This is a genomic window from Streptomyces sp. NPDC101132, from assembly GCF_044759225.1.
Taxonomy (GTDB): Bacteria; Actinomycetota; Actinomycetes; order Streptomycetales; family Streptomycetaceae; genus Streptomyces.
Map to the genome: position 1 here is coordinate 309,640 of NZ_JBIVYX010000006.1, position 14,386 is coordinate 324,025.

Below are 14,386 nucleotides of genomic sequence, written 5' to 3' on the forward strand. Positions count from 1 at the left end.
CCGACCCTGCCGTGAGGCGGGGTCAGTGGTCGGAGTAGCTGACGTCGCCCATGGTCCAGGCGCTGATGTCCGCGATCGAGACGCGGTACATCCCGCCCGTCTCCGGGATCCCCACCGTGCCCTGGAGGATCCGCGCGAGGTGGAAGTGGAGGTGCGTGGGCGGCCCGTCCTTCGCCGCCGCGGTCGCGAAGACGGCGGAGAACTCGGCCAGCCGGTCGGAGTCCGCCAGGACCTCCGAGACCCGCTGCCGCCACAGCGCCTCGGGTGCCAGCCGACCTGTGATGACGGCGCCCCCGGTCACGACGGTCAGGGACATCTGGTTGCTCCGCCCGGACTCCACCAGCCTGGCGACGTCAACGAGCAGCTCGTCAGTCTTCGACATGGAACCCGATCCTACGGGGCACCTCACCCCGCCCACAGGCCGTCCGCCGGGTGGCAAGGACGACCGGGGGCGCGCGGGTGCAGGGGCGGCCGCGCGTTCGCAACGACCGCGCACTCCCGCCGGGAGCCCACTACCTCCTCACCCGGGACGGGAAAATCTATGACGGCTGGAGTAGATATCGAGCTGCGCTTGGGGTATGTTTTCTCTCGTAACCAGGAGAGACGACAGAGCCTGGCAGAGACGAACTGCCGGCAGTGCAGGACCCGCAGCAGCGGCGCTCCCCCAGGCCGCTGAGCAGTACGCAGTACCTGTAGGCAGAGAAGTTGATCATCGAGGAAGGACGGAGGGACACGGCACCATCGGGATCGCCCGGGCGGAAGTCTGGAGTCCGGGTACCGCAGGACATCGATAGCGAGGTGGTCTTCGGTCAAGCAGCTGCGATCCCCGCACCGACGGCAGTCACCGGGCCGGGTGTGCGGACACAGAAGGCCGGCGCTTCATCAGGGCCGGCAGGTGGTGTAGTAGTTCCTTCAGGGCCCTGGTGCCAGTACTGGCACCAGGGCCCCTCTATGCGTTTCACGGAAGAGGTGCCAATGACAGCGGACGACGCGCGCGGCCGGCTCGACGACGACGACTACCCCGCCTACACGATGGGGCGGGCCGCCGACATGATCGGCACGACCCCCGGATTCCTCCGGTCCCTCGGCGACGCCCGTCTGATCACGCCGTTGCGTTCCGAGGGCGGCCACCGGCGTTACTCCCGCTACCAGTTGCGCATCGCCGCCCGCGCCCGGGAACTCGTCGACCAGGGCACGCCCATCGAGGCCGCCTGCCGCATCATCATCCTGGAGGACCAGCTCGAAGAGGCCCAGCGGATCAACGCCGAGTACCGGCGTGCGGCCGGCGGAGGACTCGCGGCCGGCGGAGAGCGTCCCGCCGAGGGCTGAGCCCGAGGACGGAACGGGGACGGCGCGGGGATGGCGCGGGGACGCCGCGCTGTACGACGCCCGGCAGCCCTGGTCGGGCCCCGGAGCGGAGTACGGTTGAGGTACCGGGACCGACTCGTGCACCTGCCCTCCCGCGGATGCCGCTACCGGCGATCACTACGTCGGGCCGCCGGCAGGCGCCCCGGAGACAGGTCCACGCCATGGCCGGCTTCACCGATCCCTTCCTCCCGGCACGTCTGGCGCTGACGCCGACGACTTCCCTGTCCGGCCTGCTGGACGGCGCCTGGTGGCCCTACTCGGACGACCTCGCCGTCGAGCTGCCCCGCCTCGTGGCCGCGCTCCGGGCACGTTGGGGACCGATCACGCGGATCACCGCCAACCCCGGTCCGTGGCCTGCCGCCTCGTACCGGGTCCGGGTCGACGGGCTCGGCCTGCGCATCGGCTGGTTCACCGAACAGGACCGCGACACCATGATCCTCTTCTCGTCCGGCCGCCTCGGCCGCTGCGACCTGCTGGTGATCCCGCCCGGGACCGAACCCGCCTCCGCCGCCCGCCTGATGGCCGCCGCGTCGGCCCCCGGCAACCTCCACACGAGCGAAACGCTCATGTCCGACGAGAGCGGGAAGGCGCACCGGGCCGGTCACCGCGCGGGGGCGCACCGAGGCCGGGAGGCCGCCCCCTCGGCGGACGGCGGTGCCCTTATGCAGCCCCGCACCCCCCGTCAGGCGGACCACCGTGGGGAGAACTCCGCCACGTAGGACTGCTGGTCGGGGAGGAAGGAGGGGGCGAAGAGGGAGCGGGGGGCCAGGAGGGCCGTGGCCAGGGTGCGGAGTCCGTCGCGGTCGACCCAGGGGTGGACCAGGGCGTGGGTGGCCTCGGGGTAGTGGGCCACGCGGAGGGTGGCGGGCGGGAGTTCGCGGCGGTAGACGGCTTCCGTCTCCCGTACGTCGACGTTGAGGTCGTGGCCGGCCAGGACCAGGAGGACCGGGACGCGGCGGGCGGCCAGGGCGCGGAGGTCCCCGGTGGCGTCGGAGGTCCAGTTGCGCGAGGCGAAGCGCCAGCGGGCCGCGGTCATGGCCCCCTCGCCGGGCACCGCCGCCCGGTACTGCTCGTACGTGCCCCCGGCGCGCAGCACGCGCAGCCCCGCCTCGCGCCGCGCCAGCGCCGCCGCGGTCTCCTCCGGCGGGGCGTCCCGGTCGCGCAGCTCGGCCAGGGTGTTGTAGCGGCCCTGGCGCAGCCAGTTGACGGCAGGCGAGACCGCGATGACGAAGCGGATGCCGGGGGTGCGGGCGGCCACCTTCGGCAGCACCCAGCCCGCCTGGCTGGCGCCCCACAGACCGATGCGGCCGGCGTCGATGCCGGGCCGGGTACGGGCCCACGCGACGGCGTCGGCCGTCTCGGCCGCCCGGTCGTCCATGCTCTGGTCCAGCCAGTCGCCCGCCGAGCCGCCGACGCCCGGCTTGCTCCAGGACAGCGAGGCGTACCCGGCGCGCGCGAAGGCCTCCCACAGCGGCCGGTAGAAGCCGTCGTGCGTGGCGTCGACCGGGCCGTCGCCGTGGACGAACACCACCAGTCCGAAGGGGCCCTTCCCGTGCTCCGGGGTGGCCAGCACCGCGTCCAGGTTCCGGCCGCCGGCCCGCAGGCTGACCCGCTCCTCGCGCAGGTCGTAGCTGTTGCCCAGGACCACCGCCCCCGCCAGGCCCACCGCCGCCAGCAGGACGGCCACCACCGTCCGGAGTGTCCACCTCCGGACTCGCGAGCCCGGGCTCCCCCATCGTCGGGTCATCGCCCCCACCCCCTATTGCTATCCAGTTTAAAACTATCGTTCTCAGATCGGTCGTATTAAGATTGATAGCATGACGGAGTCCGATGCGCGAGAGCGCGAGCGAGAGCGGGTGGAGATACGGCACGGCATCCCCCAGGGGGCCGAGGACCGGATCGCCGAGCTGTACTGGGAGGCCTTCGGGCGCAAGCTGGGGGCCGCACTCGGGCCCGAGGAGCAGGGGCGGGCGTTTCTCGCCGCGCACCTGGACCCCGGCCGCACCCTGGTCGCCCTCGCCGCCGGCCGCGTCGTCGGCGTCGCCGGGCTCAAGACCGGCACCCGGGGCATGAGCCGCGCCGGAGCGGGGGACGTGCTGAGGGCGTACGGGTGGCTCGGCGGCCTCCCCCGGCTGGCCGCGCTCGCCCTGCTGGAGCAGGCGGCGGCACCGGGCGAACTCGTGCTGGAATGCCTGGCCGTCGACGCCCGGCTCCGCGGCCTCGGCACCGGCGGCGCCCTGCTGCGCGCCTGCTGCGCGTACGCCGCCGAGGCGGGCTGCACCCGCGTCGGCCTCCAGGTCGTGGACGACAACCCGCGCGCCCGCGCGCTCTACGAACGCGAGGGGTTCCGCGCCGTCGGCACCCGGCGCACGCCGTTCCTGCGCGAGCTGATGGGATTCTCGGCCGTGACCACCATGCACCGCCCGATCACCCCCGGAGCCGCCCCGTGACCCCCGACGCGCCCCGCCCCGAGATCCCGACCCGGCTGCTCGTCCACGCACTGGTGCGCGCCGACGGCAGCGTCGACGCCGGGGAGCTCTACGAGGTCGCGGGCGCGCTCGGGATGACCGACCAGCAGGTCAGGCTGTGTGTCAAACGGCTGGTGGCGGAGGGCGCGTTCACCCACGAGGGCCGCGGCCGCAAGGCCGTGCTGCGGGCCGTCGCCGACCCCGGCACGGGCGCGCTCGCGCCGGACGCGGAGTTCGTCGCGTACGCCTACCGCCAGGACCGGGGCCTCGAACCCTGGGACGGCCGCTGGCACCTGACCGCCTTCGCCGTGCCCGAGGCCCGCCGGGCGGCGCGCGACGCGCTGCGCGACACCCTGTTGCACCTGGGCGCGGCGCCGCTCCAGGGCGGGCTGTACGTCGCCGCCAACGCCATCGAGGAGTACGTCGCCCCCGCCGCCGAACGGCTCGGCATCCGGTCCGCCGTCACCCTGCTGACCAGCACCGACCTCCGGGTGGGCGAGCTGGCGGACCCGGTGGCGGTGGCCGCCGCGCTCTGGCCCCTGGCGGAGATCGCCCGGCGGTACGAGTCCCTGGCGGCGCTCGCCGGGCACTGGCTGGCCCGCACCGGGGCGCTGGAGCCAGTCGAGCGGCTGACCGCGGCCGTGGGGCTGGCGGCGGAGTTCACCCGCGCCATGGAGCCCGACCCGCTGCTGCCGCCGGAGCTGCTGCCCTCCCACTGGCCCGGGGCCCGGGCCCGCGCCCTCACCGCCCGCGCCTGGGAACTGCTGGCGGCCGGCGGCGGTGAGGAGCCTCGCCTCTTCGGCCTCTACGCGGACGCGCTGCGCGGCGCCACCACGGCGTAGGTCAGCACGGCCAGGGCCGCGAAGACGCCGATCACCAGCGCCATCGGCAGCGCGGAGGCCGCCCCGCCCAGCCCCACCAGCGGGGCGGCCACCCCGCCCAGGGCGTACTGGCACAGGCCCAGCAGCGCCGAGGCGGTGCCGGCGGTGCGCGGCCGCCCGTCCAGGGCCAGGGCCGCGGTGTTGGGGCCCAGCAGCCCGATGCTGGAGACGACCAGCAGCAGGGCGGGCAGCACGGCCGCCGGCCCGAGCCCGGCGAGCGCGGCGGCCAGCAGCAGCGCGGCCCCCGCGGCACACATCGCGACCCCGTACCCGACCAGCCTGCGCACCGGAGTGCGGCGCAGCAGGAGGGCGTTGAGCCGGCCCGTCGCCACGATGCCGAGGGCGTTGGCGCCGAAGACCAGGCTGAACTGCTGCGCGCTGAGCCCGTAGACCTGCTGGAGCACGAAGGGCGAGCCGGCGATGTACGCCATCAGGGCGCCGAAGCCGAAGGCTCCGGTGAACGTCACGCCGAGGAAGCGGCGTTCGCGCAGCAGCGCCCCGAACCCGCGCACGGTCCGGCCCAGTCCCCCGACGGCCCGCGCTCCGGGCGGCAGGGTCTCGCCGAGCACGAGCGCCGCACCGGCGAGGATGCCCGTCCCGATCAGCGAGAGGGCGACGAACACCCCGCGCCAGTCGGTGAGCCGCAGGATCTGGCCGCCGACCAGCGGGGCCAGGATCGGCGCCGCGCCGTTCACCACCATGAGCAGGGAGAAGACCCGGGCGGCGGCGGTGCCGGAGTACAGGTCGGAGACCACGGCCCGGGAGATCACGATGCCGAAGCCGCCCGCGAGGCCCTGTACGAACCGGAGGCCGGTGAGGGCCTCCACGGAAGGGGCGAAGGCGCACAGGAGCGAGGCGAGGGCGTAGCCGGCCAGACCCCACAGCAGCGGGCGGCGGCGGCCGAACGCGTCCGCGAGCGGGCCGCCGGCGAGCTGGCCCAGGGCCAGGCCCAGCAGACAGGCGGTCAGGGTGAGCTGGGCGTCGGAGGCGGCCGCGCCGAACTCCCCGGCGAGCTGGGGCAGGCCGGGGAGGTACATGTCCAGGCTGAGCGGCCCGAAGGCGGACAGCGCCCCGAGCACGAGCACCATGCGTACGGCCGGTCGCCCGGCCGCAGGCCGGGCCGCCGCGGCGGCTTCGGCGCGGGGGCCGGGGCCGGTTCCCACGACGGCTCCGGGGTCGGTTCCGGGGTCGGCCCCGGAGCCCGGTAGACCGGTCGAGCGGGGGCGTATGACACTCATGCCCGTAAATATACCTGCGCAGGCAGGTAGTTTTTCAAGGGTGTGCCCGGTGCCGGTCTCCGGACGGGGTGCCCGGATGGCGGAGGATGGGCGCATGGGAGAGACCACCGCCCCCGGCACGGAGATCGACCGGCTCGCCGAGACCGACGGCGTGCGCCTGCTGGGCCACCTGAGCCGCGTCGTCCACCTGCTGCACAACCGCACCCGGCCCGTGATGGCCGCCGCGTCCGGTCTGGAGGGGCCGGAGTTCGAGCTGCTGCTGCGGCTGTGGCAGCAGCCGGGTCACACCGCCCAGGCGGCGCCGCTGGGCGAGGCGATCGGGCTCACCTCCAGCGGTACGACCCGCCTGGTGGCCCGCGCGCTGGCCAAGGGCCTGGTCAGCCGGGAGCCCGACCCCTGCGACGGCCGGGCGTTCCTGCTCCGGCACACGCCGCTCGGCCGGGAGAAGCTGCACGCCGCCCTGGACGCGCACGCCGCCCAGCTCCGAGAACTCCTCGGCCGCCGCCTCCCGCCGGAGCTGACCGCCCGGCTCATCGAGGACCTGGCCGCCTTCGACGCGGCGCTCTGACGGCCCCGGCCGGCCTCCCCACGTCCCGACCCGGCCTCCCCGCGTCCCGACCCGGGGCCTCCCCGCGTCCCGGCCCGGCCCCCGCCCGCCCTCCGCACGTCGCGGTCCCTCCACCCGGCCTCCGCCCGATCACTCCGGCGGCTCCGGCACCTCCTCCAGCCCCCGCGTCGCCGGCCCCTGGAGCAGCGAGCCGTCGGCCGCGAAGCGGGAGCCGTGGCACGGGCACTCCCAGGTCCGCTCGGCGGTGTTGAAGCCCAGCTCACACCCCATGTGCGGGCACCGTACGTGCGACCGCCCGGCCACGTAGTGCCGGGCCACGGAAGCCTGGGAGCGCAGCACCGACGGCACGTCCCGGAAGGGCAGCCGCCGCCGCGGGTCCAGCAGCTCCGTCCACGCCGGCCGCGGCGCCCCGGTGACGTGCGCGGCCAGCAGCGGCCCCGCCGCCACCCCGTTGGTCAGCCCCCAGCCCCCGAAGCCGGTGGCGACGAACACGTGCTGGGTGTCGGGGTGCTCGTGACCCACGAGCGGCAGCCCGTCCACCGAGTGCACGTCCTGCGCCGCCCAGCGGTACCAGGGCTCGGCGATGCCGAAGCGGGCCGCCCACTCCGCCAGCCTGGCCAGCCGCGCGTCCGTGTCCGGGGCGCCGGGCTCGAAGGCCTCGCCGGTCACCACCAGGAGCCTGCGCCCCCCTTCGTACGGGGCCGTCCGCACCGACCGGACGCCGTCCTCCGGCGTGAGGTACATGCCCCGCGGCGCGCCGTCCGCGTCCACCGGCGCGGCCAGCACCAGTTCCCGGCGCACGCTCAGCCGGGCCAGCAGGGCGGTGTGCGCGGTGACCGGGAAGCCGGTGGCCACCACCACGTCCCCGGCCGAGACGGTGCTCCCGTTCTCCAGCCGCAGCACGCAGTGCGCCCGCTCGTGCACCTCCACCACCCTGCTGTGCTCGTAGATCCGCATGCCCCGGGCGCTGAGGGCGGCGGCCAGGCCGAGCAGGAAGCGCCGGGGGTGGAACTGGTACTGGTCCGGCACCCGTACCGCCCCCGCCACCTCGAAGGGCAGCTCGGTCTCCGTCACGAACGCGGCGTCGAGGCCGGCCTCGCGGGCCGCCTCCGCCTCCTGCTCCAGCTCGCCGACGCCGTCGGGGTCCGTGGCGTACGTGTAGGCCGGGGCGCGCTCCAGTTCGGCGTCGATCTCCAGCTCGGCGCAGAGCGCGGCGACCCGCTCCATGGCGTCCTGCTGGGCCGCCGCGTACAGCCCGGCGGCCTCGGCCCCGTGTTCCCTGCGCACCCGGCCGTACGTGAGGCCGTGCAGCGCGGTCAGCTTCCCCGTGGTGTGGCCGGAGACGCCGCGCACGATGCGGTCCCCCTCCAGTACGACGACCTCGGCCCCCGCCCGGGCCAGTTCCCAGGCGGTGCAGAGGCCGGCGATGCCCCCGCCGATGACGGCGACGTCCGCCGTGCGGTCGTGGTCCAGGGCGGGATGGCCGGTGCGCGGGGTGCTCGACACCCAGTACGAGTGCCCCATGTCGCTGCTCATGAGCAGCACGTACCCGCACCCCCGCCGTAGAATCCGATATGCACCTGTAGTGGGTGGATTGCCACGGAAAAGCACCGAGACGGGGCACCCGAGGACCGGGCAACCCGGGGACGCGGGCCCGAGACCAGCCGGGGAGCCGGGATGTCGGTCCCAGAGAGCGGGCTGGCGGCCGCGGTCGCCGAGCTGACGGCGGAACTCGCCGCCATGCGCTCCGACCGCGCCCGGCGCAGGCTCGTCGACCTGGCGACCGGGGTGCTCGTCAGCCAGCTGCGGATCTCCCCGGCGGAGGCCGGGGACCACCTGACGCGGCTGGCCGCGTCCACCGGCCTGGGCCTGGACGACATGGCCGCCGACATCGTCAACGGCGCGGCCGGGTCGCCCGCGGCCGCGCCCGGGGTCCCGCCCGCGTCCACCGAACCGCCGCCGGCGGAGGCCCGCCGGATGCGCCGCGGTGTGGCGGCGGTGCTCTCCAACGACACGGCCGCCGACGCGGCGACCGCACTGCTGGAGAACAGCCTGAGCGCCCTGGGCGTCCGGGCGGTGTTCCTGTGGCGCCGCACCGCGACCGACTGCCTGGAGCTGGCCGGCCAGGCCGGGGCGGGCCCGCAGGAGGCGCAGCACTGGCACTGGGTCCCGCCGGAGGGCGAGGGCCCCCTGCACCGCGCGCTGCGGTCGGTCGCCCCGACCTGGCTGCCGGGCGGGACTCCGGCGGACCGGGCCGAGCGCCTCCCCGGAACCTCCCGGGAGGCCGCCCGGGCCCTGGTGCCCCTCGCCCGCGAGGGGCAGGTGACCGGGCTCGCGCTGGCCGTCTGGCCGGGGCCCGCAGAGCTGACCGAGGAGGTACGGCGCACCGTGGCCGCCCTGTGCGCGCCGGCGGCGTACGTCCTGGACGCCACGGCGCCGGGGACGGCCGCGCCGCCCGTGGTCACCGCCCTGCTGGACGTGCTGGAGCGGCCGGGAGCGGTACTGGGGCCGGAGGGCGTGGTCGAGCACCTCAACCCGGCCGCCCTCAAGTCCCTCGGCCGGGACGGCCACCTCGGGCGCCCGGTCGCCCAGGTCTTCCCGCACACCCACGCCGGCCTGCTGGCCCTGGCCGAACGCGCCGCCGCCACCACGGCCCCCCAGGCGGCCCCCCGGCTCCCGGCGGACGGCACGCAGGCCGCCATGGGCTCCGTACGGGTGGTGCCGATCGGCGAGGGACGCTCCGTGGTGCTGTGGCGGACCACGGAGGACCGGGGACCGTCGCTGGCGCGGGCCCTCGGGCGCCTGGAGCGGCTGGCCTCCTTCGAGGACGACCTGGTCGGCGGCGGCTCCCGGTGGAGCGAGCAGGCGTACCCGGTGTTCGGCCTGCGGCCCGGCGACCCGCCCGTCCCGCTGAGGGCGCTCGCGCCGCTGCTGCACCCGGAGGACGTGCCCGAGCTGGAGGAGCTGCTGGACACCCTGACCAAACGCCACGAGGGCGGGCACGCACTGGTCCGGGTGGTGCGCGGTGACGGCGGTGTGCGCCACGTCCGCATCGCGGCGGAACCGGTGCTCGGCGGCGGGGTGCCGATCGGTGTGGTGGGCGTCTTCCAGGACGTCTCCGCCCAGCACCACACCGAGGTCGCCCTCAGCGCCACGTTCGACCAGCTGAACGTCGTCCAGGCGGACGCCGTGCTGCGCAACCGGCTGGTGCTCCGGCTCCAGCACGCGATCGTCCCCGAGACGCCCACCCTGGAGACGGTGCCCGGGCTCCAGGTGGCCGCCCGGTACCGGCCGGCCACGGAGGAGTACCGGGTGGGCGGGGACTGGTACGACGTCCAGACGCTGCCGGGCGGGAAGATCCTGGTCACGGTCGGCGACATCGCCGGGCACGGCATCACGTCCGCCACCTCGATGATCGCCCTGCGGGGCGCGCTGCGCGGGCTGGCCTTCGCCGAACGCGCGCCGGGGCGGCTGATGGGCTGGCTCAACGAGGTCACCCTGCACACCTCCAGTCAGCCCACGGCCACCGCGCTGGCCGCCCTCTTCGACCCGGCGGACCACTCGCTGTGCTGGACGAGCGCGGGGCACCCGCCGCCGCTGCTGCTGCGGAAGGGGCGGGCGCGCTTCCTCACCGGGCCGCACAACGTGCTGCTGGGCGCCCTGCCGGGGGCCGAGTACGAGGAGGCCACGGCCCAGCTGCGGCCGGGGGACACCCTGCTGCTGTACACGGACGGCTTCGTCGAGCGCCGGCACACGAGCCTCGACGACAGCCTGGAGGCCTTCCGGCGGACGGCGGAGCGGCTGGGCCCGGGGCCCCCGGACGAGCAGGCCGATCACCTGATGTCGGGGGTCATCGGCGACACGGACGACGACACGAGCCTGGTCGTGGTCCGGGTCGCGTGACCGGCCGGCCCCCGCTCACGTCACCGGGCCGGCACCGGGTCGCGCGACCGGGCCGGCCGGCGGGGCCGGCCCGCGGCGGGCCGGGACGGATCAGGCGGTGATCCAGTCGCTGGTCGCGATGACCGGGGTGACGCCGTCGCGGTGGATGGTGCCCTCGATCAGGCCGTACATCCGGTCGGCGGCGTAGTAGACCTCGTTGTCGTTCTTGAGGCCGAAGGGCTCCAGGTCCACCAGGAAGTGGTGCTTGTTGGGCAGGTTGAGGCGCACCTCGTTGACCCGCGGGCAGTGGTCGAGCACGCGCTCGGCCATCTGGTTCAGGGTCTGCTGGAGCGAGTACGAGTAGGTCTCCGCGAAGGCCTCCAGCATGTGCTTGCGGACCTTCCTGTACGACCGGTCCCAGTCGTGACCGGCCTCGTCGGCGGCCAGGTGGGAGTGCGCCCAGCGGGCGGTGACCTTGGTGGCCAGGATGCGGTCGTACGCCTCCTGGAGGGTCGTGTACCTGTCCTTGATGTAGCCGTGGAACTCCGAGTCGGTCGAGTTCATCACGGTCAGCTCCTTCAGGCCGGAGATCACCTGGAGGCCCGAGGTCTCGCTGTACGTGATCTGCGCGGTGCGCACCTCCTGGCCCTTGCGGACGAAGGAGTGCTGCTCCTTGCGGGTCGGCACGGGGATCCGGTCCCAGGCGAACTCCTCGATCCGGATCTGCGCCTCGCGGATCGGGGACTGGGAGGAGACGAAGTGCTTGGCGAGCAGGATGCCGAAGGCCTCCGGGGACTCCACGCCGTGCTCCTTGGCGAAGGCGTACACGGTGTTCTTCGTGGTGTCCGTCGGCAGGCAGTTGGTGTTGTCACCGGTCAGGTGCACGTCGCGGAACTCGCCGCGGAGCGCCACCGAGACGTTGAGGTCGCGGATCTCGTGCCAGGAACCGTCGCTGCCCTTGCGGGTGACCTTGACGATGCGGTTCTCGGCCTTGCCGTACTGGTTCTGGGCCAGGACGTGCTTGCTCATGCGCTGGTGTCCTTCGGGTACGCGGAGTCCATGGGATCCCGTACGCCCGGCGTCCGGCGGCCGCCCCGGAGCCCTTATTCCCGGACGGTCGCCCCCCGCCGTTCGGTCCCGGGGGACCGCCCCGGGACTGACGTGCATCCCGGTCCGTAGGTGGTTCATCGGATTGCAACACGCTTGCGGGGGGTTCGTCCCCGCGCGGATCATCCGAGAGCGGGGGCGGTTCCTCGTCGGAACCGCCGACACCCCGGGACGCTCCGCGCGGGCGGGCCCGCCGCTCAGTCCACGTGCGCGTCCGTGACGGCCAGGGCCTCGTCGAGGATCTCCAGGCCGGTCCGCGCCTCCGCCTCGGAAATGGTGCAGGGCGGGGCGATGTGGGTGCGGTTCATCGTGGTCAGCGGCCACAGTCCGCGCTTGCGGCAGGCCGCGGCGAAGGCGTTCACCGGGGCGTTGGCCTCGCCCGTCGCCGCGTACGGCACCAGCGGCTCCCGCGTCTCGGGGTTCCGTACGAACTCCAGCGCCCAGAAGGCGCCGGTGCCCCGTACCTCGCCGACCGACGGGTGCCGGGCGGCCAGCTCGCGCAGCCCGGGGCCCAGCACCTCGGCGCCGATGCGGGCGGCGTGCTCGACGACGCCCTCCTCGGCCATGGTGGTGATCGTCGCCACGGCGGCCGCGCAGGCCAGCGGGTGGCCGGAGTACGTGAGCCCGCCGGGGTACGGGCGGGTCGCGAAGGTCTCCGCGATCCGGGCGGAGATCGCGACGCCGCCCAGCGGGACGTAGCCGGAGTTCACGCCCTTGGCGAAGGTCAGCAGGTCCGGGACGACCTCCCAGTGGTCGGCGGCGAACCACGCACCGGTGCGGCCGAAGCCGGCCATGACCTCGTCGAGGACGAAGACGATCCCGTACCGGTCGCAGAGCCGCCGTACGCCGGCCAGGTAGCCGGGCGGCGGCACGAGGACGCCGGAGGAGCCGGGGACGGTCTCCAGCACGATCGCGGCGATGGTGGCCGGGCCCTCGAAGACGATGGTGTCCTCCAGGTGTGCGAGGGCCCGCTCGCACTCCTGCTGCTCGGTCTCCGCGTGGAACGGCGAGCGGTAGAGGAACGGCCCCCAGAAGTGGACCGTGCCGGCCGTGCCGGTGTCGGAGCCCCAGCGCCGCGGGTCGCCGGTCACGTTGATGGCCCCGGCGGTCGCGCCGTGGTACGAGCGGTACGCGCTCAGGATCTTGGGGCGGCCGGTGTGCAGCCGGGCCATCCGGACCGCGTTCTCGACTGCCTCGGCGCCGCCGTTGGTGAAGAAGATCCTGTCGAGGTCGCCGGGGGTCCGCTCGGCGATGAGCCGGGCGGCCTCGGAGCGCGGCTCCACGGCGAGACCGGGGGCCAGCGTGCAGAGCCGGCCGGCCTGCTCCTGGATCGCGGCGACGACCTTGGGGTGCTGGTAGCCGATGTTCGTGTAGACGAGGGCGCTGGTGAAGTCGAGGTAGCGGTTGCCCTCGTAGTCCCAGAGGTGACTGCCCTCGGCCCCGGCGATGGGCAGCGGGTCGATGAGGGCCTGGGCGGACCAGGAGTGGAAGACGTGGGCCCGGTCGGCGGCGCGGACCCGGTCGCGCTCGGCGCGCAGCGCCTCGGCCCCTGCCGCGGGCGCGGGCGCGGACGTGGGCCCGGACGCGGGCGTGTGATCAGACAACGTGCCGCCCGCCGTCCACGGTGAGGACGTCGCCGGTGGTGTACGCGGCGTCGGCCAGGTAGCGGACCGCCTCGGCCACGTCCTCGGGCGTGCCGACGCGGCGCAGCGGGGTGTTCTCGGTGATCCAGTCGCGGGAGCTCTCCCAGACCTGGCCGGCCCCGTCGTACCAGGGGGTGTCGATCAGGCCGGGGGCGACGGCGTTGACCCGGACCTCGGGGCCCAGCTGGGAGGCCAGCAGCCGGGTCATGTGGTTGAGGGCGGCCTTGCTGACGGCGTAGGGGACGGAGCTGCCGAGCGCGCGGGTGGCCGAGACCGAGGAGACGTTCACGATCGCACCGGCGCCGGAGGCGCGCAGGTGCGGGGCGGCGGCGGTGCTCATCTGCCAGGCACCGATGACGTTGACCCCGAAGATGTCCCGCCAGGCGGCGGCGTCGGCGCCGTCCAGGTCGTCGAGGGGGATGAAGCGGGTGGTGCCGGCGTTGTTCACGAGCAGGTCCAGGCGCCCGTACGCCTCGACCGCGGCGGCCACGATGCGGCGCGCGTCCTCCGCGTCGGCCACGTCGCCGCGTACGTACACCGCGTCCGGGAGTTCCGCGGCGAGGGCCTTGCCGGCCTCCTCGCTGCGGGCGGAGTTGACCACGATCCGGAGGCCGGCGGAGGCCAGGCGCCGGGCGACGGCGGCTCCGATCCCGGAGGAGGATCCGGTGATCAGAGCGACGCGGCTCTCGGTCATGCAGTGCTCCCATGGTCGTGCCGGATGGAGCGGGAAAGCATAGTCCATCTACCGCTAGACGGAAGTTTGATTCCGAGGAACGGAAATGAGGAGCCCAGGGTTCCGCACCCGCGGTCCCGAATGGGATCCCCGGCCCCGGGGTAGCCGCGCGGTGTATCGGGTTCCATACCGGGGCAAGGAGGACGCCATGGCCACCGATATGGCCCAGCTCATCGGGTACCGGGTCGAGGCATCCGACGGACACATAGGGAAGATCGACAGGCACTCCGAGTACGTCGGCCGGCAGTTCGTCGTGATCGACACCGGACCGTGGATCTTCGGCAGGAGCGTGGTCGTCCCCGCCACCCTGGTGGCGCGGGTGGACGACGAGGCGCAGACGGTCCATCTGGCCGCGACCAAGGACGAGATCAAGGACTCGCCCGACTTCGAGAGCGGGCAGCACGACGACGACGTGGCCTTCATCCGTCTCGTCGAGCAGTACTACGCGAACCGCCACATGTGACCCTGGACCCGGGACCTGGACGACGGAGCGGGAGG

At 74.5% G+C, this 14,386-nt stretch carries 14 protein-coding genes; 7 read left to right on the forward strand and 7 right to left on the reverse strand.

What is annotated here, in order from left to right:
• Positions 1 to 22 precede the first annotated feature (22 nt).
• Entirely contained in the window at positions 23 to 382 is a 360-nt protein-coding gene (locus ACIQUR_RS16695) for a hypothetical protein (protein ID WP_403664589.1), read from the reverse strand.
• Positions 383 to 975: 593 nt separating this feature from the next.
• Here ACIQUR_RS16695 and ACIQUR_RS16700 point away from each other — a divergent pair.
• Together ACIQUR_RS16700 and ACIQUR_RS16705 are read left to right on the forward strand one after the other, a co-directional pair.
• Positions 976 to 1,329: a MerR family transcriptional regulator gene (locus ACIQUR_RS16700; RefSeq protein ID WP_403664591.1), complete on the forward strand. Its 354-nt coding sequence runs from the start codon at positions 976 to 978 to the stop codon at positions 1,327 to 1,329.
• Between the two features lie 200 nt (positions 1,330 to 1,529).
• Positions 1,530 to 2,087 (forward strand): DUF5994 family protein, encoded by a 558-nt coding sequence (locus tag ACIQUR_RS16705; RefSeq protein ID WP_403664593.1) that lies wholly within the window; start codon positions 1,530 to 1,532, stop codon positions 2,085 to 2,087.
• Here the strand turns inward: ACIQUR_RS16705 and ACIQUR_RS16710 are convergent.
• Entirely contained in the window at positions 2,051 to 3,058 is a 1,008-nt protein-coding gene (locus tag ACIQUR_RS16710; RefSeq protein ID WP_403664595.1) for an alpha/beta hydrolase family protein, read from the reverse strand. The two genes, ACIQUR_RS16705 and ACIQUR_RS16710, sit on opposite strands and share 37 nt — an antisense overlap.
• Before the next feature lie 127 nt (positions 3,059 to 3,185).
• Here ACIQUR_RS16710 and ACIQUR_RS16715 point away from each other — a divergent pair, with 127 nt between their 5' ends.
• Together ACIQUR_RS16715 and ACIQUR_RS16720 are read left to right on the forward strand one after the other, a co-directional pair.
• On the forward strand, positions 3,186 to 3,818 hold the full coding sequence (locus ACIQUR_RS16715) for a GNAT family N-acetyltransferase (protein ID WP_403664597.1): 633 nt from the start codon (positions 3,186 to 3,188) through the stop codon (positions 3,816 to 3,818).
• A complete protein-coding gene (locus tag ACIQUR_RS16720) occupies positions 3,815 to 4,678 on the forward strand; it encodes a PaaX family transcriptional regulator C-terminal domain-containing protein (RefSeq protein WP_403664599.1) in 864 nt (287 codons plus the stop codon). The genes ACIQUR_RS16715 and ACIQUR_RS16720 overlap by 4 nt, the downstream gene beginning before the upstream one ends.
• Here ACIQUR_RS16720 and ACIQUR_RS16725 read toward each other — a convergent pair.
• The gene (locus tag ACIQUR_RS16725) at positions 4,642 to 5,955 is read right to left on the reverse strand and encodes a multidrug effflux MFS transporter (protein WP_403664601.1); all 1,314 of its coding nucleotides are present in this window, start codon (positions 5,953 to 5,955) and stop codon (positions 4,642 to 4,644) included. The two genes, ACIQUR_RS16720 and ACIQUR_RS16725, sit on opposite strands and share 37 nt — an antisense overlap.
• Before the next feature lie 94 nt (positions 5,956 to 6,049).
• On the opposite strand from ACIQUR_RS16725, the gene ACIQUR_RS16730 reads away from it, so the two are divergent.
• Complete coding sequence (locus tag ACIQUR_RS16730) at positions 6,050 to 6,523, forward strand: MarR family winged helix-turn-helix transcriptional regulator (protein ID WP_403664603.1); 474 nt, start codon at positions 6,050 to 6,052, stop codon at positions 6,521 to 6,523.
• Positions 6,524 to 6,652: 129 nt separating this feature from the next.
• Here ACIQUR_RS16730 and ACIQUR_RS16735 read toward each other — a convergent pair whose 3' ends face one another.
• Entirely contained in the window at positions 6,653 to 8,059 is a 1,407-nt protein-coding gene (locus ACIQUR_RS16735) for an FAD-dependent oxidoreductase (RefSeq protein WP_403664605.1), read from the reverse strand.
• A 141-nt stretch (positions 8,060 to 8,200) separates the two neighbouring features.
• Here ACIQUR_RS16735 and ACIQUR_RS16740 point away from each other — a divergent pair, with 141 nt between their 5' ends.
• Complete coding sequence (locus tag ACIQUR_RS16740; protein WP_403664607.1) at positions 8,201 to 10,426, forward strand: SpoIIE family protein phosphatase; 2,226 nt, start codon at positions 8,201 to 8,203, stop codon at positions 10,424 to 10,426.
• A 90-nt stretch (positions 10,427 to 10,516) separates the two neighbouring features.
• Here the strand turns inward: ACIQUR_RS16740 and pucL are convergent, their stop codons facing one another.
• The 3 genes from pucL to ACIQUR_RS16755 all read right to left on the reverse strand — a co-directional run bounded on the left by pucL (position 10,517) and on the right by ACIQUR_RS16755 (position 13,849).
• A complete protein-coding gene (gene pucL / locus ACIQUR_RS16745) occupies positions 10,517 to 11,434 on the reverse strand; it encodes a factor-independent urate hydroxylase (RefSeq protein WP_403664609.1) in 918 nt (305 codons plus the stop codon).
• 275 nt (positions 11,435 to 11,709) lie between these two features.
• Positions 11,710 to 13,116, reverse strand: coding sequence for an aspartate aminotransferase family protein (locus tag ACIQUR_RS16750; protein WP_403664611.1), 1,407 nt, complete (start codon positions 13,114 to 13,116; stop codon positions 11,710 to 11,712).
• Positions 13,109 to 13,849: an SDR family NAD(P)-dependent oxidoreductase gene (locus ACIQUR_RS16755; RefSeq protein WP_403664613.1), complete on the reverse strand. Its 741-nt coding sequence runs from the start codon at positions 13,847 to 13,849 to the stop codon at positions 13,109 to 13,111. Before ACIQUR_RS16755 ends, ACIQUR_RS16750 begins: the two co-directional genes overlap by 8 nt.
• Positions 13,850 to 14,036: 187 nt before the next feature.
• On the opposite strand from ACIQUR_RS16755, the gene ACIQUR_RS16760 reads away from it, so the two are divergent.
• A complete protein-coding gene (locus ACIQUR_RS16760) occupies positions 14,037 to 14,351 on the forward strand; it encodes a PRC-barrel domain containing protein (RefSeq protein ID WP_399943714.1) in 315 nt (104 codons plus the stop codon).
• Positions 14,352 to 14,386 lie beyond the last annotated feature (35 nt).